The organism is Paenibacillus sp. J45TS6, assembly GCF_018403285.1.
Lineage (GTDB): Bacteria > Bacillota > Bacilli > Paenibacillales > Paenibacillaceae > Paenibacillus.
In genome coordinates this window covers 417,368-435,142 of sequence record NZ_BOSJ01000004.1, presented here as the reverse complement: position 1 = coordinate 435,142, position 17,775 = coordinate 417,368, and the positions used below count along the sequence as shown (strand labels likewise).

Genomic DNA, 17,775 nt, shown 5'->3' with positions numbered 1-17,775 from the left:
CATCCTTTATTTCTTTATTATTTTGCAAGATCCGTCCCGGTGAGAATATTCAGTTCTTCCTCCGTCAGTTCACGATAAGATCCAATGGGAAGCAGTGGATCTAACTGCAAAGCACCCATAGAGATGCGCTTCAGATATAAGACTTTCGACTGAACTGCTTCAAACATCCGCTTAACCTGATGGAATTTCCCTTCATGAATCGTAACCAGCACGCGCGAAGTATCTCCCTCTTCGCCAGAATCGACAGAGATGATCTCTAGAACCGCCGGTTTCGTTGTGTATCCATCATCGAGGGTTACGCCCTGCTGAAAAGCATGGATTTCTTTCTCTCCGATCTCCCCTGAGACAATTGCTTCATATGTTTTGGGTACATGCTTCTTCGGAGACAATAAATTATGTGAGAGTTGTCCGTCATTCGTGAGAATCAGCAGCCCTTCGGTATCCTTGTCTAAACGTCCGACCGGAAAAGGCTGGAACAATGCGTATTCCGGATCGAGAAGATCAATTACTGTCTCTTCCCTTACATCCTCTGTAGCCGATATCACTCCTGGCGGCTTATGAAGCATCAGATAAATGAACTCTCTGTACTTCACCGTTTCACCGTCAATCTCAATCAAATCCTCATAAGGATCGACTTGCATCCCGCTGTCCTTGATCAGCTTTCCATTCACCGTAACATACCCATTCTTTACTGCTTTCTTAATTTCCGAACGAGTGCCATATCCCATATGACTTAAAATTTTGTCTATTCGCAACTTTTTCACCGTTTTCTTTTGATTTATTTGCTGACTCATACTAAAGTCCACCTCCATCCTTCTGGTTATTAGTTCATTCAAATAAGACTTCACAAATTGTTCATATTACTTAAAAAGCAAAGATTACATACGCTCTGTAGAGCGTAAAGGCAGTTATAACGCTATAAGATTACGATCATGTGGTTCTGTTATTAGAATATCTGTCGCAGTCTGTACCTTATCTAACAAATCTATCCCCGTATTTCTGTTCCACTACAATGCGTAATGTTGTATAATGAAGGGCATTAAACTAGTTCCATAATTTATCATATTGACGGGGGATGAACAATGAGTTCTAAAACACAAACCAAATCGAAGACAGGCTATACCGGTAGGAAAAACAAAAAATCGAACACTGCTATTATTGCCTTTATTGCTGCATTTGTCATACTGATCGGCGCACTTATCACCATGAATATGATCAATAACAAAAATATTAATGAAGTATACGGGCTTCCTCAGTCGCAGCTGAGTGCATCAACAATCGAAATATTAGATGACCCGAATTATCAGAATATCATCCTGCCAGAAGAACTCAAAGGAAAAATTGATAACAAAGAAGACTTTTTCGTATATTTCTTTGCTTCTGATTGTCCTCACTGCCGTGCAACGACACCGAAACTGATGCCGATTGCCGGTGATTTAGGCGTCGATCTTCCCCAGTTTAATTTAAGAGAATTTGACAGCGGCTGGAGAGAATACAATATTGAATTTACACCAACCCTTGTTTATTTTGAGAAAGGTGTAGAGAAAGAGCGTCTTGTTGGCGGCATTCAAGAAGAAGGTACGAATACCGGCTATACGGAAGAAGATATCAAAGCATTCTTTACGAAATATAAAGGAGATGCTGTAAATTGAAAACCAAATGGTATGGAACCCTCTTCGCCGGTCTAATCTTCGGTAGCCTTGCACTAAGTGCCTGTGGGCAAAAAGAAGCAGGACACGACCACACCATGCATGGCAAAGAAAGCGAACAGTATGAGGCAAGTGCCTCTTTTACTGAAATGCCTGAGTTCCTCACAAAATATACGGATAACACACAAGCGACCTACGCTCTTGTCGGACAAGTTAAAGAGGAGCTGAAAATGCTCAACTGTTACTGTGGATGTATGGATTATGAATCAGCTCATGATTCCCTTTACCGCTGCTTCATCGCTCTAGAAGAGAACGGTGAAGTGACCTGGACTGATCACGGTGCACAGTGCGGTATTTGTCTAGAAGAACTACGCGATACCGTAGAACTCACTGCAGCAGGTAAATCGATTGAGGAAATCCAAACCTTTATTGATGATAAATATGCTCCCGAAGGTGCTCCTTCTTCTAGCGAAGTACATCCCGGTTAATCCTGCCAAAAGCTAAATATATAATCATATAAACCCCCGATTTCTTTCACTTTCTCAGTGAAGAGTCGGGGGTTTATATGATTAGGACGTGAATCCGTTTTTACCCATTGCTTTCATCCGTTCCTCGTACACTTTCCCGCGTGTCGGACTTCTCCGCTGAGGTATACTCGGTTTTAATTCCTTCGACCTCTGGTATACCGCTTCTTCGAGTTCATCATCCCAAATCACAATTGTATAATCCTGATAAGGTACAGGACTTTGGTCCGAGTGCTGCAGTTTCTCGAGGGCACTACGGCAAGATGAGAGAAGAAGTCCAAGTTCTATACCCAGGATCTGCTCCGGATACGGTTCAAGAATCTGGATCGCGCTGGTAAGCATTAACCGTGCCCCGCGCAGATTCTGATTCCGATAATGATACATCCCTACTGCGACTTGCAACAATCCTTTATATACAGGCTCACGATCCTCAGCAAGCCACAATTCCTCGAGCACTTCATGACACTCAAAGTAATCCTGATCCCGGTTAAAATAGACCAGGTAATCGACATAGAGCGGATCGTATTTAGAACTCATCGGTTTCACTGCTTTTTCTTGCGTTATTAAGCAGCTCCTTTACTTCTCCGGATAATTGCTTTATCGCCTCGATATCGTGTGCTTGCCAATACGTATTAAATTTCTCTTGTGCTTCAATCGCCTCATCCACAAGGTGATAAAAATATAACTGATGAATGATGGCGAGTGTCTTGGAGATGATACTGGATTCATCTTCAAACGTTTTTTGTGCTTCCAGAATCTCTAGCCGTATTGCAGACATCTCATTGTCCAGAATAAAGGCGGCTTCAGACGTTTTCTTCAGTCGTTCTCTTACCATATCAGGCAGGTTGTCTCTAAATTTGTAGTTCAAGGAATGCTCAATGGTAGCCCAGAAATTCATCGCCAGGGTTCGAATCTGAATCTCAGCAAGTACATGCTTTTGACCAAGCGCTGTCTGGACAGGATATTCAACAATCATATGGAAACTACGATAACCGCTTTCCTTGAAATTGGTAATGTAGTCCTTCTCATAAAGAACTCTTAAGTCCTTTCTTTCCCGAATATACTCGGCTACTCTGCGAATATCCTCCACAAATTGACACATGATCCGAATACCTGCGATATCCTCGATCCCTGTTTCAATTTCATTCATGGGCACGGAAAGCCGTTTGGCTTTATCCAAGATACTTGAAATTTTCTTGACGCGACCGGTTACGAATTCGATAGGTGCATACTCTTCACGTTTTTTAAGTTCTGCCCGCATTGTTTTAAACTTAACCTTAAGTTCCTCTACGGCCTGTTCGTAAGGAAGCAAAAATGTCCCCCAGTCTCTTCCGTCCATTGCCTCTGCCTCCTGTCTTATGCTCATACCTAAATCTTAATCATTATAGTACCAGCCACTTATCTATGGTCAGCTCCAACCGCTTCGGAAATGTGACGATAACCATCCTTGCGAAGCAGTTCCCGAAGGCCTTCATGAAGACGTTGATTAATCTCAGGACCTTCATAAATAAGTGCGGTATAAATCTCAACCAGACTTGCTCCCGCTTTAATCTTGTCGTAAGCATCTTTAGCTGTAAAAATGCCTCCCGATCCGATAATAGGGAGTTTCCCATTCGTTTGACGATAAACCTGGCTGATGATTTCAGTTGAACGATCACGAAGCGGCTTACCGCTCAGTCCACCTGTTTCTTTCGCATTCTCATGAGTCAATCCTTCGCGGCTTATTGTTGTATTCGTAGCTATGATACCCGAAACACCGCTTTTTGAAATCGTATCCACCATATATTTCAGTTCAACCTCAGTTACATCCGGTGCAATCTTAACCAGAACAGGCTTCTTTACACCTGATTTCTGAGATTCTTTCTTCATCTGATCCATAACCGCGGCAAGCAAATCACTAAGTTCACTTCCATGCTGCAAGCTGCGCAGATCCGGTGTATTTGGGGAACTGATATTTACAACAAAAAAGTCAGCATGCGAATACAACATTTCGATACACTTGCGATAATCTAATGGAGCATCCTCATTCGCAGTGATCTTGTTTTTTCCAATATTAATGCCAACCGGTATCGGTCGTTCCTTTATTCCGGATAAAACCGTTGCCATGGCTGCTGCACCTTGGTTATTAAATCCCATTCGGTTAACAAGTGCTTCATCTTGAGGAAGTCTGAACAGTCTAGGCTGTTCATTTCCTGGTTGTGGTTCTGGCGTTACGGTTCCCACTTCCATGAATCCAAATCCAATGGAAGAGAATCCAGGGACAGCTTCCCCATTCTTATCCAGTCCTGCAGCAAGACCTATAGGTGATGGAAAATGGAGACCGAATAAATCAGTAGCTAGATCCGCTGTTTCACGTACACGATACATGGAACGAAGTAAGCTCACTCCTCCTGGTATTCGGCCTGCTTTATTCAGACTGCCTATAACAAGATGGTGTGCTTTTTCAGCGTCCATTGCGAAGAAAAAAGGTTTTCCGAAATTACGATACAGCAAATCATCCACTCCGTTTACTAGATCTATTTATGGGAGCTTACAAATGTATCAAAACACTATTGCTATATCTAGCTATATCGTATGTAAACTTACAACATATAGTATGAATACAGCTTGCTTTTTGATATCACCAGCTTCCCCTCTACTCTCCAGTTTAGCGTTTTTTGTTGCAAAAGAAAAGGGATAGAGACCCAACTCCCTACCCTTTTACGAAGATCTAGATAGATATAATACTTTGATAATTTATCCCAGTTTGAATACAATAGAGAAAGCTTATGATAAAACCTAACTTTTGCCGTGAAAGGAGCATCTGACATGTCTCAAAAGAGGAAGAAACCAAGCTTGCAGCAAAAGAAAGAGGAAGTAAACCGGAAAGCCTTGTTCTGGACTGCACTAAGCGTTTTGCTCCTAATTATCTTAATTGCTGTCTTCGTCATTATCGGCGAATCAACAAACCCTTAATGCAGCCAGAAATATCGTTGATCCGGATTCGTTCGGCCGTGGACAAGCCTCGCTCGATTCCTGTCCTCGGCCTATGCCGGAAAGCATAGATCTAACTGCTTTATTTTCACAAAAAAAACGCCCGGCACCGAAACTCGGCACCAAGGCGATCATCTGAAATGGATAGGATTAACCTTCCATGTTAAATGGTGTATCTGCAACTTTGATGGAATCTGTAGGGCATCCATCACAAGCATCTTGCATATCTTCATGAAGATCTTCTGGGATTTCAACGTTACCGTGGTTCGCATCCCCACTATAAATCACTTCTGCAAGACCTTCATCATCGTAATCATAAATATCAGGTGCTGTTGCACCACAAGCACCGCAAGCGATACATGTATCTTTTTCTACCCAAGTATACTTAGCCATTTTTTCTCTGCCTCCTATATTTAAACACAACAAACAGTAGGTTTTACCTATACTAACAAATAGTTTAATACAAACTGATAGCAAACACAAATCATTTTGACCTGTACTTAGGACATTGTCAAGTCCCTATTCTGGGAGAGAAAGATTATCTTTTTGTAATGATGTTCCACGTGATTTATAGTTACGGATCAGCGTCGATGGATCGTCTCCAAGCATCCCCGCAGTTACCACCGCATTTTCTCCAAATTTATCTCTTAGCGTGTCCATTACCTTTATAAGGGATTCTTTCTTTGGCTGTTCTTGATAATCGAATAGATCCAGCTGCACTACTGATTCACTCTTCGGAATTAGATTTTGCAGCGTAATCCCAAGCAGCCTAATCGGTTTCCCTGCACCAAACTGCCGGTAAAATAAATTCACAGCTTCTTTATAAATATCTTTGTCGTAATCAGTTGGTACCTGCAGCGCATGGGACCGAGTAATGGTTTTCATATCAGGTGTGCGAATGGTAATCTGAATCCCGCCTGCCATCATTCCTTGTCTTCTCAAACGGCGCCCCACTTGGTCACTGATATTCAGCAGTACTCGGTTAATGTCGTTTTCATTCGAAATATCTTCAGGAAGCGTTGTGGTGTGCCCGATCGACTTATTCGGTTCACGATCAGCGAGTACCGGTGAATGACTGATTCCATTAGCCGCTTGCTTCATCCATGTTCCAAGTACGCCAAAATAATCTTTTAGCATTTGTTCATTTGCCTTCGCAAGCTGTCCAATTGTCATAATGTTAAGTTTTCGCAATTTCTCTGCTGTTTTTTGTCCAATCCCAAACAATTCCGCGCATGGCTTACTCCATAGTATTTTTTCAACATCCCGCAACCTAAGAACGGTAATGCCGTTCGGCTTTTTCATATCTGAGCCCATTTTCGCCAGCAGTTTATTAGGAGCAATCCCTATAGAACAAGGAATCCCCAGTTCTTCATTAATTCTTCTTTGAATTTCTTCTGCAATCTGGATCGGCGTGCCGAATTGTTTTGAACCCGTAATGTCTAAATAACATTCATCGATTGAGGTGGCCTCAAGTTCCGGCGTATATTCATAGGCAATCTTCATAAATGCCTTGGAGTATTTGCGATATAGGTGAAAGTCCGGTGTGATAACGATAAGTTCTGGACATTTTCGAAGTCCCTGATTTACGACCATTCCTGTACTGATTCCTAGTTTACGTGCTTCGTAAGAACAAGTGACAATAACTCCTTTGCGCTTTTCACTGCTGCCCGCAACGGCTGTTGGTTTCCCTGCATATAGATCAGGCCTTTCCGCAGCATGAACGGAGCAATAAAAAGCATTCATATCTACATGTAAAATGACGCGGCCCTTCACAGGATAATAATCCTTTACGTTCTCCATGCGGATACCTTCCTTACTCTTTTACTCGTTAAATAGATAGAAAATCAATTCATCAAAAACTTTATTTTACCGTTAAAATCTCCTTAAGTATACCGGATTACGTCCAAAATAAATGGATTCATCTACAATAATTACAAAATAACATCTTACTTTCCAGGTAAGAACTGATATAATAGTAAAATTATAAAGTTAAGGGTGACTTCTTAAAAGGGGGATAATATATCATGTCTAAGTCCATCTCTATCTTCGATACTACACTTCGCGATGGCACACAAGGTGAAGGAATCAGTTTATCTGTAGACGACAAATTACATATTGCCAAGAAGCTTGATTTTCTTGGAGTACAGTATATTGAAGGCGGCATTCCAGGTAGTAACACGAAAGACATTGAATTTTTCAAGCGAGTTCAGGAGCTCGGACTTTCTGCAAAAATCGTAGCCTTTGGCAGTACACGCCGTAAGGGCAGTGTTGCTGCAGAAGATGCGAATCTAAATCGTATTATTGAATCAGGTGCAGATGCAGCTACGCTCGTGGGCAAGTCTTGGGATTTTCATGTGCATACTGCACTCCAAACGACACTAGAAGAAAACTTAGAAATGATTTATGACTCCATCCATTATTTGAAACAAAGCGGACTAGAGGTCATTTTTGATGCGGAACATTTTTTTGACGGTTATAAAAACAATCCGGCGTATGCCGTCTCTGTAATGAAAAAAGCATATGAAGCCGGCGCTGACTGGCTTGTGATGTGTGATACGAACGGGGGAACGATGCCGCATGAAGTACATGAGGTGGTCTCGTCCCTGACAGAGCAACTGCCAAATGCAAAATTCGGCATCCATACCCATAACGACTGTGAGCTGGCTGTAGCCAATACACTGGCAGCCATAAATAGCGGGGCAAGACAAGTCCAAGGGACGATCAATGGCTACGGAGAACGTTGTGGTAACGCGAATCTGTGCTCCGTCATTCCAAATTTGCAGCTGAAATTCGGCTATGAATGCGTAGAAGAAGAAAAACTTGCACAGTTAACCAATGTCGCTAGATATATCAGCGAGATTGCAAATGTCAATATGCCGGTAAATCAGCCGTATGTAGGTAACGCAGCTTTTGCTCATAAAGGCGGCATTCATGTATCGGCCATCATGCGTGATTCTCGTACTTATGAACATATTGTTCCCGAACAAGTCGGTAACAAACAAAGAATACTCGTATCTGAGCTTGCAGGACAAAGCAACATTATTTCCAAGGCCAAAGACATGGGAATTGAATTTGATCCAACCAGTGAACAGACAAAAAACGTAATTAATAAAATTAAAGATCTCGAACATCAGGGCTATCAGTTTGAAGGAGCAGATGCTTCTCTTGAACTCCTCATTCGGGAAGCAAACGGTGATATGCAAGAACTATTCACTTTTGAGTCTTTTAAGATGTTGGTTGAAAAAAATGTCGGCAAACCGGTTGTTTCCGAAGCTTTTGTCAAAATAAACGTTGGTGGACGCAGTCACTATACTGCTGCAGAAGGTAACGGTCCGCTGAATGCACTGGATAATGCACTTCGTAAAGCACTCATTACTTACTATCCATCTTTAAAAAATATGCATTTATCCGACTATAAAGTTAGAGTCCTTGACGATAAAGATACGACAGCTGCCAAAGTTAGGGTTCTTATCGAATCCAAAAACTTCACTGATTCCTGGAACACCGTAGGCGTTTCTGAGAATATTATTGAAGCCAGCTGGGAGGCACTCGTGCACAGTTTCCGGTATGCACTTCTCGAGGAAGATCCTTCCGAGTTCATTGAACCGGATGCTTTGCCGCAGCAAGGATTAGTAAACCATTAAGCTCTGATCTTATATATGCAAAAGAGGCTGCAGATCTCATCATCTGCAGCCTCTTTTTATTTTTTCACAAGTGCCCGGACTTTCTTCTCTAGTTCTTCCTCTGTCAGAATACCCAGAATAATTTCTTGGATCACGCCGTTTTTGTCAATCAGAACATTCGTCGGAAATGCCATTCCTTTATATAAATCATAAACAGCTCCATCTTCATCCGTTAGGATTGGAAATTGAAGTTTAAATGTGTCAACAAATTGTTTAGCGTCTTTTACAGTATCATATTTTGTTACATTAACTCCGTATACATCAAGCCCATCTTTGTAGTTTTTCGCAAGCAGATTTAACGATCCAGCTTCCATCTTACAAGGATCACACCAAGAAGCCCAAAAATTAAGCAGGAGCGCTTTTTCTCTTGTCCCGCCTACTGTATAAGTTTCTTTATTCTCAAGTCCCTTTAACTCAAAAGGTGGAGCAAGCAGTCCTGCTTTCGCACCCGTTTCTGTAGGAATAGGGTTGTCCGTTTGGAATACATTTTGAATAGACAGACCCCCTTCTTTATTACTCGTTTGCCAAAAAGCAAAACCGATCAGCAGTAGAATCCCAGCCCATATATACAAGTTACGTTTCATTTGCCCATCCTTTTTCATTGTTATAGACTATATATGCTTTCATAATTGATTTCCTATTGATCTCATTTTACCCCTAATTTTGGTTAATTATATCACAAAAAACTCCTTTTCTAAAAAGGAGCCGCATGTTTCTTATCTATAAAAAGAAGAAGGAGCTTCTTAACATGATCATCCGAATGACGGCTGCAACTAACGAACAAATAAAAAATCACTTCCATACATCTTGGCCTTCTGAAGGGTGCGGTTTACTGCTAGGAACTTCGTCAATTGCTGATTCTGTTGACATCCATTCCATTATACCTGTCAAAAACGTGGCAGCAGAACCCAATCATCACTTTGAGCTCGAACCTGAAGTGTGGGTCCATCATTTACTGACTTCTCCTGATTTAATAGGTCTATATCACACACATCCTATTTCCGCTCCGTTTCCCTCAGCTGAGGATCTTCAGAACTTGCAGTCTTACGGACAATTAATGAAGGTGTATCTCATTGCGGGAATCAATCCCAATGCGCAGCGATTAGAAGTTAAAGCTTATGAGGTGGTACAACAAGATCATGGGTACAGCCTTAGGCATGCCGCACTATGCGTGACTTAGATGATGATATAAATCAGACAAGGTTACCACATTCATTTTCGAGATATCATCGAGATAGGCTCCCCATAAACGCGCTGTCATCATCGCATCTTCTAATGCATGATGTCTCCCCTTAATTTCAATATTTCTTGATTGAAGCAATTCATCAAGTCCATAACCAGATCGCTGCGGTTCAAGCCATCTCGCCAGCATCATGGTATCAATGACGCGGTGGCTTAGTCTCACTTTTGAGGTTTTCCATAAGGCAGCATTCAGAAAAGATTTGTCATGTGCACTCGCATGAGCTACAAGAACCCGCCCGCCTACAAAAGACATAAAATCATGCAGTCCATTCAAAAGCTGAGGAGCATCCTGGGTCATTTCGGTTGTGATTCCAGTAAGCTCGGCTATGTGCTCCGGGATCCTGTTCCTCGTTTTAACAAGAGTATAAAACTGTTCTTCTTCTATCACTTTACCTCCCATAACTCGCACAGCACCAAAAGACAAAATCTCATCTCCATGCTGGGGAGCAAAACCTGTCGTCTCTAAATCAAATACAACGGCATCCAGTTCATTAAGCGGCGTCCGGAGGGTCTCCGGCCGTCGATTTTCTCTCATGAGAGATCGTAAAAAAGCCATTTGCTGTGCCGTAGGAGTCCCCATCATAGAAGCAATCGCAGATGGTACTCCGCCTTGTCTAAACGAGTTCCAAAAACCGTTATTCCCCCTGCTTGGCTCTTTCATAGACGGCCCCTCTCGACAAATCGAAGTTGTCTTTGCAGATTCCGGTGAATTTTCTTGACAGCAGACAGCCCTAGTCTCAGTTTATCTAAAGTGTTCCTCTCTTTTAACTGATCCTGATCAATATATCCGCTGCTTGATAATACCCCATGATCTTCCTTCATCTGAGCGCTTCTTCTTAAATGCAGTGCAATCAAGAATGCTTTTTCACAGGATTCAATGAGATTGGACGGAGCTGCTTCAAGAGTCGAAAGTTTCTTTAGGCGCTGAAGTGTATTTGTCTCTTTTAGACCGTGCTGTAAAGCGTAATAGCGCCCGCTGTTCACAAGCGGAATATACATACCGTATTTCACATCAAATCCCCCAGCATGTTCCCCAAAACGTTCCTTCACTACTTGACCAAGGATATTTAAGGTAGCCTTATGCCTTACCGTGTTACGTAATACAGCCGCAGCCAGATCAGGCGTGGATTCAAATAGGAAAGAAAAATATTCCTGAAACTGATGGGATAAAGTGAGATCTCCCTCAACATGCCTCATATCAGCAGCAATAATATAGTAGCGTACCGGTTCCCATTGTAAGTCATTCGACCATTCACTAAGCTGCTCCCTCCAGGAAGAGAGCGTTCTTGCCCATAATGCTTCAGAACACATTACTTTTCCTTCACATTTAGCATAACCTGCTGACTCCAGCATATTGCTTAGTCTTATACCAAACTCTTTGAAAAAACGTTCTTTGTCTGGATGCCTTTCATCACTGATAATAAGTCCGTTATCCTGATCGCTCCACAGCGTAGCTTCCCCTCTTCCAGAGCTGCCAAATACAACGAAAGCATAAGGAACGGGTGCCTGACCATAACCCTCTTCCCGCATTTCTTTTTCTGTAAGTTCTATCGCTTTCTCCGCAATGGCATCATGCAAATCATTAACGCGTTGATACCAGTCCAGTATATTTATTTGATCTATATCATTTTGTAATTCCTCTTGTTTCTTCATTCGAGCTTGCTTCAATGTAAAGGCGGAATCCACATTTTCCAGGTTATCCATATTTCCTGCCTCCTGTCCTTTTTGCATAGAGCCCTCATTCAAAAGTTGGTATATATATGTCATATAAATTAACATCAAACAAGAAATTATTTATCATTAAGATTATAATCATCACCACATCATATTTACAATGTATATCTCTAAATGAAATCGTTTCCATTTTCGTTTATTTTTTTGACTAATTATGAGAGCAAGTGTATATAATGACCTAAAAAGTGTAACGTTTGACTGTACGGTTCTTCATCATGTATCATATTGTTTATTGAATAGGGAAAGGTGAGTGTTCTCGATGGGGATATGAAGCTGTATCGAATCGGTGAATTGTCGAAAGCTGCCGGTGTCAGTGAACGTACGATTGACTATTACACGAAGCTTGGGCTGATTACGCCAGAGCAACGTACACAAAAAAACTATAGATTATACAATCATGAAACCTTGTCTCGTCTAGAACGTATTATCCAGATGAAACTAGAGAAGTATAGTCTCGATGAGATTAAACAGTCTTTAGAAAAATGGAGCTCTGTTTCCTCGAATGAGCAGGTTACAAGCAAACTTAACAGTCTGGAAATTCATGTACAGCAGCTTGAACGAGAAATGAATGAACTAAAACCTCTCCTTCAAGACATGAAACCTACCCATCAGCGCAAAGTCGTTGCAGGGTTATTAACGAAAAGTGCCGCTTGTATGGAAGCACTGAAGATTTTGCTTGAAAGCTCCATGATGTAGTTATTCATAATAGTATGGAGGTAAATTTATGGGATTTCTGTATGTTCTAATTATCGTTGCATTTATATTGTCACTTTGGGCCCAATTCCGAGTAAAAGGTACCTTTAACAAATGGGCTAAAGTGGAAAACACAACAGGAATGACGGGCTATGATGTTGCAAGACGCATGCTCGATCTCAATGGACTTCATGATGTACCGATTGAGCCTGTGCGGGGAGCTCTTTCTGACCACTATGATCCGATTCACCGTGTGGTTCGTCTGTCAGAGCCAGTGTACTACGAAAGATCGATTTCAGCCATCTCTGTTGCATCTCACGAGGTAGGTCACGCGATTCAGCATAAAGAACATTATCCAATGCTCGTATTGCGTCACAAAATTTTCCCAGTCGTGAACTTCGCATCCGGTATTGCACCATTTCTTATTTTGGGTGGATTTCTCTTTAATGCATTTAACTTAATTGGTATTGGTATCATTTTCTTCTCGGTAACGGTAGCTTTTCAATTGATTACCCTTCCCGTTGAATTTAATGCCAGCAACCGTGCTCGCGACATTATTGTACAAGAAGGATATATCCAGAGAGAAGAAGAACGTGGCGTTGGTAAAGTTCTTAATGCCGCAGCCCTGACTTATGTTGCAGCTGCTCTTATCTCACTGCTTGAGCTTATTAGATATATTGCGATCTTCACAAGCAACCGTGAATAGCGAATATATAAGAACCCCAGTCTTAATTGACTGGGGTTTTGTTATTTTCTAAGCCAAAGTAATCAAGTAAAAATGACCGGAAAGACTGCGCAACGAGCGGTAGCTTCTCATCATTTCGATGAATAAGTCCGATGGAACGAGTTACTCTTGGGCTTGATAACCTTACTCTAGCAGGTTGAAGCGGGTTAGTTTGAAATAAGGCCATTTCCGGAAGAACACTCACTCCCATCCCAGCTGCTACAAGACCACGTATTGCATCGGTCTCTTCTCCTTCAAATGCAATCCTCGGAGTAAATCCTGCTTCTAAACAAGCATGCCATACGATCGGCCTTAGAGAATAACCTTTGCTAAATAAGATAAACTTATCTTCCTTTAATTGTTCCAATCGAATGCTTTCTTCTCCAGCAAGCGGGTGGTTTTGTGGTAAAATGGCATACAACTCTTCTGTAAGAACGACATCCCCGCCGATCTGCTCATGTTTTTCAGGAAAAGGAGAAATAAACGCTAGATCTACTTCTGAAGATAATACATCTCTAATCAATGTTGGGTACATACCTTGTTTAAACTTAAACTTCACATTAGGATAGCGCTTTCTAAACTCCGAAACGACAGAAGGAATAAGGTGGATACCAAGACTATGCGGGAAACCAATACGAATTTCCCCTTTTTCAGGGTCCGAAAATTCATGCACCTCACCAACAGCCCGATCCAAATCCTTAAGAATCCCCTCAACTCTTTTACAGAATAATTGTCCCACAGGAGTAAGTTGCAAATTTCTTCCCTTGTGCATAAACAAGTCGACTCCGAGTTCCTCTTCAAGATGATGAATCTGGCGACTTACTGCGGACTGAGCTACATGAAGCTCTTCCGCAGCTTGAGTCACGTGTTCTTTCTGTGCAACCTTTAAAAAGTACTGCAACTGTCGTAGTTCCACTCGTTTAATCGCTCCAATCTACTAAAACCATCCAAGTATACCAAGGATACTCTTCTTGACTCTACTGTATCATGCAAGCACAAATGAATCAACGATGCTTCTGTTTAAATAATCTAATTAGTAACCCGTATATGAAAAATCCAGCAATCAGCCCGCCAAAGTGAGCAACTAAATTAATATTGGCTACACCCAAAGAAAAAATAATACCGAATCCTAAAATGGTAAACATCACTTTCCTTGAGGCTTCATCCATCTTGTTACGCTGGAAAATAGCTATATATAAAAATGCACCATAGACACCATAGATTGCACCTGATGCTCCCACCGCATACGTTGGTGACGATAGGTTATTATAATAACCCTGTGTGATTAAATTACCAATAAAACCACTTGCTAAGTATAAAAAAGCATATTTCCACCAACCGAGTAATCTCTCCAGCGGCGGTGCAAATACCAGCAATGCAAAACAATTAAAGAACAAATGACTAAATCCAGAATGAAGGAACATCGAAGCGAACAAGCGCCATACTTCCTCATTCAAAGGAGGGATATTAGCTAAAGCTCCAAACTTTAATAAGGTGTATGGATTCTCCGATCCGCCATTAAAGACTAATACCATAAACATAATGACGTTAGCTGCAAGTAGTAACGTGGTTATCGGATAATACTTTATGTACCCTTTCCAGTTTTCATAACGCAAAAAAATCATAACTACACCCTTTCTTAAATGCACTACATTGGACATAAACTTGTTAATACGATTATAATAGATAAGTATGAAGATAACCAATTTCAAGGAGGTAGACATAGATGTCCCAAGAACGTAGTGGCGTAGCCACATTTAAAGGTAGTCCTCTCACACTGATCGGACCTGAACTGAAAGTGGGGGATCAAGCTCCCGACTTTACACTAAACAAAGACTTGCTTACTGAAGTAAATCTTTCGGACTATGCTGGAAAAGTCAAACTGATCAGCGTCGTTCCTTCCCTTGATACGGGTGTGTGCGATGCACAAACTCGCCGTTTCAATGAAGAGGCTGCTTCTCTTGGAGAGAATGTAGTCATTTTAACAGTAAGCGCAGATCTACCTTTTGCTCAAGCTCGTTGGTGCGGTGCAGCTGGCGTGGATAAAGTGGTAACCCTTTCGGATTACAAAACGAACTCCTTTGGCAAAGCATATGGTGTTCTCATTAAAGAATTCGCACTTGATATGCGTTCTATTTTTGTTATTGATGCAAACGACAAAATTACATATGTTGAGTATCTGGCAGAAATGACAGAGCCACCTAACTATGAAACAGCAATTCAAGCAGTGAAAGAACTTTTGTAATTCCTGTCACACAAAAAAAGCGAACGAGGACTTGTCCTTGCTCGCTTTTTATTTTATTCTCCGGTTACTTTATACCTGGAGAGCTTCTTATCAATAATATCAAAAATTTGAAGTATAATTCGATAATTCGCTCCAAGATCCCCTAATGAACCTTTTGAAGCAGAATAAATATCAACCGCCGTACGGACAGGTGTCACTTGAATTAAAGTCACCGTAATATCTAATGTACGACCAAATGTAGTGCGTTTCTCCATCGTAATTTCACCCACAGAAGGAACCTCGTGAAGTACTTTGTAGCCAGGTATCTTCTTCATTAGAGAGGAAATTTCATCCCATGCTTTGTCTCTAGACAAGTTATAGTAACGCGTTTTCATTTTGGGATCCTTAGCTCGATCGCTTGTTCCTTCCATACTGCGGATAATACCGACAAGTGTTCTTTTGAGTGACAAGACTCTTCCCCCTTTATATATAGCCGCTCCCTTTTTTCTTTAGTCTAGTGTAACATTCTCTATCGCAGAACAAAAGTGAGCAGAAACAACCTATGTAATTATAATAAAATCGATTCGTAATTAGAACGGGAAGACTGATGAGCTGCTGTCTATTCACCATTTCTAATAAAACTAAAAAAACATCTCAAAGCACCCTTACAGAGTACGTGGAGATGTTTCTTAAATCCTGAAAAGGATTCCCGCAAATGCCGTCCGATTATATTGTCTTCTGAACCTGCGATAGCAGGTGGGTGATCTCAGAGCTGGTTATGAAGTCCCCATGTCATATAGACAGGGCGTTTCAGCCGCACCTCGTTTGATCTCCCGAGACATAGTCATTGGTTCAAAAACAACGAATAACCGATACGAACATCGCAGGATGTAGAAACAATTATAGCGCTATTCCATGTAAAAGTAAATAAGAAAACAGAATATGCTAATCATCACGACTCTTCTTATTTCAATTCTGTGCGTGACTCAGAGGATGATTCTTCTTGAATTCCCTCTTCATCTGCCTGATCTGCTTGCATTTTCTCTATTTGTTCCTGCATTTTGGTGAAAGTAGCGTAGAAATTAAAGAAAGCAAACCATGCAATTACGCTGCCAATAAAGAAAAAGAATAATGCTGGATACTGTGCACCAATATAACTTACTAATCCCGCTCCAAGCAGAGTTGAGAATACGCGGAAGGGACGGATTAACGTAATGAGCACAGCATTCTTAATGATGAGTCCAATCGACATGTGATAATGAACCACCATCGAAAAGAAGTTAAACATAGAAACACCAAGTAATAGTAATAGAATCAGCATAATAATACCAATTAACTGCAAATTCTTAAATTGTGTCATGTATACGGTATAATCCAAATACATCACAACAAATAGAATGGTATAGAAAATACCGCCTATCATACTTTGCTTAAAGTTATCTTTGTAACCAGCAAAAAAGGTTTTGAATACAGGGACATCAGCATCCCCCATGACCCATTTACGAACTACATTGAATAAGGCTGCTGTCGCGGGAAAGAATGTAAACGGTGCCACGATTGCGATGGCCCAGTTCATTTGTATCGATTCATTCGCCATCCCTTGCCCCAAAACGAGAATCTTCACAATCGTAAAGAAAAAGAATGGTGAAGCACAGAGTACCCATAACAGGTTAGCCCCTGCAAATCTAGTGATCCATTCCGTAAGGCGATATATGCCTCCCATTGCTCCCTTAAACTCCAAATTTTTCTCCTCCTTACACACAGGAAAAATTCCAATTATAACGAAATTCAGCCCCATGTATCATCTTAGATGCGGATTCTCGAATCCGAGTAGTGCTTTATATTATGTATGAATACAAGGCAAACGCAGCTCTGTTAGCAAAGAATATCCATTCATAATGTAAATTGACCGCTCAAGAAAATCCAGAGTTATTCGTGATCTCTACTAGTAACTATACCGCATAACTATAATGAAAAGCTAGCATCTCAGGCAAATACGAGGCTTCCCATTTATAAAAAAATGTATATTTTGCTGAAATATAAAGGTATAAGCCTATTTATTAGACCTTTAGGCATATATCTAGTCATTTTTCTTGATTCGTCCATAGGATAAAGTGTAGTAGAAGAGCAAAGCAAGCTTCTGATCGTAAGGAGGTGAACGCGATGTCTTACGGCTGTGGTCCTGTTGTTGGTGGTTGTGGTACAGGTGGTTTTGAATGGTTCTCCACAGGTACGATTCTCGTTTTATTCATTCTGCTTGTCATTATTTCTAAAACATTCTTCTGTTAAATAACAGAAAAGACGAAGCATCATATGCTTCGTCTTCTTC

Annotated in this window: 22 protein-coding genes and 1 other RNA gene; 9 read left to right on the top strand and 14 right to left on the bottom strand. The window is 41.1% G+C overall.

Features of this window, described 5'->3' with window-relative positions; genetic code table 11:
• Positions 1-17: 17 nt before the first annotated feature.
• Entirely contained in the window at positions 18-794 is a 777-nt protein-coding gene (locus tag KJS58_RS09200) for a pseudouridine synthase (protein WP_213532211.1), read from the bottom strand.
• A 288-nt stretch (positions 795-1,082) separates the two neighbouring features.
• Here KJS58_RS09200 and KJS58_RS09195 point away from each other — a divergent pair, with 288 nt between their 5' ends.
• Entirely contained in the window at positions 1,083-1,652 is a 570-nt protein-coding gene (locus tag KJS58_RS09195; RefSeq protein WP_213532210.1) for a thioredoxin family protein, read from the top strand.
• Positions 1,649-2,137 (top strand): PCYCGC motif-containing (lipo)protein, encoded by a 489-nt coding sequence (locus KJS58_RS09190; protein WP_213532209.1) that lies wholly within the window; start codon positions 1,649-1,651, stop codon positions 2,135-2,137. Before KJS58_RS09195 ends, KJS58_RS09190 begins: the two co-directional genes overlap by 4 nt.
• Before the next feature lie 81 nt (positions 2,138-2,218).
• Here the strand turns inward: KJS58_RS09190 and KJS58_RS09185 are convergent, their stop codons facing one another.
• From KJS58_RS09185 to KJS58_RS09175, 3 genes are read right to left on the bottom strand one after another with little or no spacing between them, the layout of a single operon-like run.
• Positions 2,219-2,710, bottom strand: coding sequence for a DUF309 domain-containing protein (locus KJS58_RS09185; protein ID WP_213532259.1), 492 nt, complete (start codon positions 2,708-2,710; stop codon positions 2,219-2,221).
• Positions 2,700-3,512: a GTP diphosphokinase gene (gene yjbM / locus KJS58_RS09180; protein WP_213532208.1), complete on the bottom strand. Its 813-nt coding sequence runs from the start codon at positions 3,510-3,512 to the stop codon at positions 2,700-2,702. Before yjbM ends, KJS58_RS09185 begins: the two co-directional genes overlap by 11 nt.
• A gap of 59 nt (positions 3,513-3,571) precedes the next feature.
• Positions 3,572-4,666 carry a quinone-dependent dihydroorotate dehydrogenase gene (locus KJS58_RS09175; RefSeq protein WP_213532207.1) on the bottom strand — a complete coding sequence of 365 codons (1,095 nt, stop codon included), beginning with the start codon at positions 4,664-4,666 and terminating at the stop codon, positions 3,572-3,574.
• Positions 4,667-4,981: 315 nt separating this feature from the next.
• Between KJS58_RS09175 and KJS58_RS09170 the strand changes: the two genes are divergently transcribed.
• Positions 4,982-5,128, top strand: a complete 147-nt coding sequence (locus tag KJS58_RS09170) for a hypothetical protein (RefSeq protein WP_191798136.1) — start codon at positions 4,982-4,984, stop codon at positions 5,126-5,128.
• 168 nt (positions 5,129-5,296) lie between these two features.
• Here KJS58_RS09170 and KJS58_RS09165 read toward each other — a convergent pair whose 3' ends face one another.
• Both KJS58_RS09165 and KJS58_RS09160 read right to left on the bottom strand, forming a co-directional pair.
• Entirely contained in the window at positions 5,297-5,539 is a 243-nt protein-coding gene (locus KJS58_RS09165; protein WP_160033042.1) for a ferredoxin, read from the bottom strand.
• A 126-nt stretch (positions 5,540-5,665) separates the two neighbouring features.
• Positions 5,666-6,946 carry a DNA polymerase IV gene (locus KJS58_RS09160; protein WP_213532206.1) on the bottom strand — a complete coding sequence of 427 codons (1,281 nt, stop codon included), beginning with the start codon at positions 6,944-6,946 and terminating at the stop codon, positions 5,666-5,668.
• A 224-nt stretch (positions 6,947-7,170) separates the two neighbouring features.
• On the opposite strand from KJS58_RS09160, the gene cimA reads away from it, so the two are divergent.
• Positions 7,171-8,790, top strand: coding sequence for a citramalate synthase (gene cimA, locus KJS58_RS09155; protein ID WP_213532205.1), 1,620 nt, complete (start codon positions 7,171-7,173; stop codon positions 8,788-8,790).
• Between the two features lie 56 nt (positions 8,791-8,846).
• Here the strand turns inward: cimA and KJS58_RS09150 are convergent, their stop codons facing one another.
• Complete coding sequence (locus KJS58_RS09150) at positions 8,847-9,413, bottom strand: TlpA family protein disulfide reductase (protein WP_213532204.1); 567 nt, start codon at positions 9,411-9,413, stop codon at positions 8,847-8,849.
• A gap of 164 nt (positions 9,414-9,577) precedes the next feature.
• Here KJS58_RS09150 and KJS58_RS09145 point away from each other — a divergent pair, with 164 nt between their 5' ends.
• Complete coding sequence (locus tag KJS58_RS09145; RefSeq protein ID WP_213532203.1) at positions 9,578-10,009, top strand: M67 family metallopeptidase; 432 nt, start codon at positions 9,578-9,580, stop codon at positions 10,007-10,009.
• Here the strand turns inward: KJS58_RS09145 and KJS58_RS09140 are convergent.
• The gene (locus KJS58_RS09140; RefSeq protein ID WP_213532202.1) at positions 9,995-10,732 is read right to left on the bottom strand and encodes an exonuclease domain-containing protein; all 738 of its coding nucleotides are present in this window, start codon (positions 10,730-10,732) and stop codon (positions 9,995-9,997) included. The genes KJS58_RS09145 and KJS58_RS09140 overlap by 15 nt on opposite strands.
• Positions 10,729-11,775: a DUF294 nucleotidyltransferase-like domain-containing protein gene (locus KJS58_RS09135; protein ID WP_249717064.1), complete on the bottom strand. Its 1,047-nt coding sequence runs from the start codon at positions 11,773-11,775 to the stop codon at positions 10,729-10,731. The genes KJS58_RS09140 and KJS58_RS09135 overlap by 4 nt, the downstream gene beginning before the upstream one ends.
• A 297-nt stretch (positions 11,776-12,072) precedes the next feature.
• Between KJS58_RS09135 and KJS58_RS09130 the strand changes: the two genes are divergently transcribed.
• Together KJS58_RS09130 and KJS58_RS09125 are read left to right on the top strand one after the other, a co-directional pair.
• Positions 12,073-12,501, top strand: a complete 429-nt coding sequence (locus KJS58_RS09130; protein ID WP_213532258.1) for a MerR family transcriptional regulator — start codon at positions 12,073-12,075, stop codon at positions 12,499-12,501.
• A gap of 28 nt (positions 12,502-12,529) precedes the next feature.
• On the top strand, positions 12,530-13,204 hold the full coding sequence (locus KJS58_RS09125; RefSeq protein WP_213532200.1) for a zinc metallopeptidase: 675 nt from the start codon (positions 12,530-12,532) through the stop codon (positions 13,202-13,204).
• A gap of 22 nt (positions 13,205-13,226) precedes the next feature.
• Here the strand turns inward: KJS58_RS09125 and gltC are convergent, their stop codons facing one another.
• Entirely contained in the window at positions 13,227-14,138 is a 912-nt protein-coding gene (gene gltC / locus KJS58_RS09120) for a glutamate biosynthesis transcriptional regulator GltC (RefSeq protein WP_213532199.1), read from the bottom strand.
• An 88-nt stretch (positions 14,139-14,226) separates the two neighbouring features.
• Entirely contained in the window at positions 14,227-14,847 is a 621-nt protein-coding gene (locus KJS58_RS09115) for a rhomboid family intramembrane serine protease (RefSeq protein ID WP_213532198.1), read from the bottom strand.
• A 101-nt stretch (positions 14,848-14,948) separates the two neighbouring features.
• Between KJS58_RS09115 and tpx the strand changes: the two genes are divergently transcribed.
• Entirely contained in the window at positions 14,949-15,467 is a 519-nt protein-coding gene (tpx, locus tag KJS58_RS09110; RefSeq protein WP_213532197.1) for a thiol peroxidase, read from the top strand.
• A gap of 53 nt (positions 15,468-15,520) precedes the next feature.
• Here tpx and KJS58_RS09105 read toward each other — a convergent pair whose 3' ends face one another.
• The 3 genes from KJS58_RS09105 to KJS58_RS09095 all read right to left on the bottom strand — a co-directional run bounded on the left by KJS58_RS09105 (position 15,521) and on the right by KJS58_RS09095 (position 17,187).
• Complete coding sequence (locus KJS58_RS09105) at positions 15,521-15,916, bottom strand: DUF1499 domain-containing protein (RefSeq protein WP_213532196.1); 396 nt, start codon at positions 15,914-15,916, stop codon at positions 15,521-15,523.
• Positions 15,917-16,148: 232 nt separating this feature from the next.
• A non-coding RNA gene (gene ssrS, locus KJS58_RS09100) (6S RNA) lies at positions 16,149-16,339 on the bottom strand.
• 71 nt (positions 16,340-16,410) lie between these two features.
• Positions 16,411-17,187 (bottom strand): YesL family protein, encoded by a 777-nt coding sequence (locus KJS58_RS09095; protein WP_213532195.1) that lies wholly within the window; start codon positions 17,185-17,187, stop codon positions 16,411-16,413.
• Positions 17,188-17,609: 422 nt separating this feature from the next.
• Here KJS58_RS09095 and KJS58_RS25625 point away from each other — a divergent pair, with 422 nt between their 5' ends.
• Complete coding sequence (locus KJS58_RS25625; RefSeq protein WP_283771257.1) at positions 17,610-17,735, top strand: hypothetical protein; 126 nt, start codon at positions 17,610-17,612, stop codon at positions 17,733-17,735.
• Positions 17,736-17,775: the final 40 nt, after the last annotated feature.

Coding starts and splice junctions, on each gene's coding strand:
- KJS58_RS09200 (WP_213532211.1), bottom strand. CDS start 794: ATGAGTCAGCAAATAAATCAAAAGAAAACGGTGAAAAAGTTGCGAATA.
- KJS58_RS09195 (WP_213532210.1), top strand. CDS start 1,083: ATGAGTTCTAAAACACAAACCAAATCGAAGACAGGCTATACCGGTAGG.
- KJS58_RS09185 (WP_213532259.1), bottom strand. CDS start 2,710: ATGAGTTCTAAATACGATCCGCTCTATGTCGATTACCTGGTCTATTTT.
- yjbM (WP_213532208.1), bottom strand. CDS start 3,512: ATGGACGGAAGAGACTGGGGGACATTTTTGCTTCCTTACGAACAGGCC.
- KJS58_RS09170 (WP_191798136.1), top strand. CDS start 4,982: ATGTCTCAAAAGAGGAAGAAACCAAGCTTGCAGCAAAAGAAAGAGGAA.
- KJS58_RS09165 (WP_160033042.1), bottom strand. CDS start 5,539: ATGGCTAAGTATACTTGGGTAGAAAAAGATACATGTATCGCTTGCGGT.
- KJS58_RS09160 (WP_213532206.1), bottom strand. CDS start 6,946: ATGGAGAACGTAAAGGATTATTATCCTGTGAAGGGCCGCGTCATTTTA.
- cimA (WP_213532205.1), top strand. CDS start 7,171: ATGTCTAAGTCCATCTCTATCTTCGATACTACACTTCGCGATGGCACA.
- KJS58_RS09150 (WP_213532204.1), bottom strand. CDS start 9,413: ATGAAACGTAACTTGTATATATGGGCTGGGATTCTACTGCTGATCGGT.
- KJS58_RS09145 (WP_213532203.1), top strand. CDS start 9,578: ATGATCATCCGAATGACGGCTGCAACTAACGAACAAATAAAAAATCAC.
- KJS58_RS09140 (WP_213532202.1), bottom strand. CDS start 10,732: ATGAAAGAGCCAAGCAGGGGGAATAACGGTTTTTGGAACTCGTTTAGA.
- KJS58_RS09135 (WP_249717064.1), bottom strand. CDS start 11,775: ATGGATAACCTGGAAAATGTGGATTCCGCCTTTACATTGAAGCAAGCT.
- KJS58_RS09130 (WP_213532258.1), top strand. CDS start 12,073: ATGAAGCTGTATCGAATCGGTGAATTGTCGAAAGCTGCCGGTGTCAGT.
- KJS58_RS09125 (WP_213532200.1), top strand. CDS start 12,530: ATGGGATTTCTGTATGTTCTAATTATCGTTGCATTTATATTGTCACTT.
- KJS58_RS09115 (WP_213532198.1), bottom strand. CDS start 14,847: ATGATTTTTTTGCGTTATGAAAACTGGAAAGGGTACATAAAGTATTAT.
- tpx (WP_213532197.1), top strand. CDS start 14,949: ATGTCCCAAGAACGTAGTGGCGTAGCCACATTTAAAGGTAGTCCTCTC.
- KJS58_RS25625 (WP_283771257.1), top strand. CDS start 17,610: ATGTCTTACGGCTGTGGTCCTGTTGTTGGTGGTTGTGGTACAGGTGGT.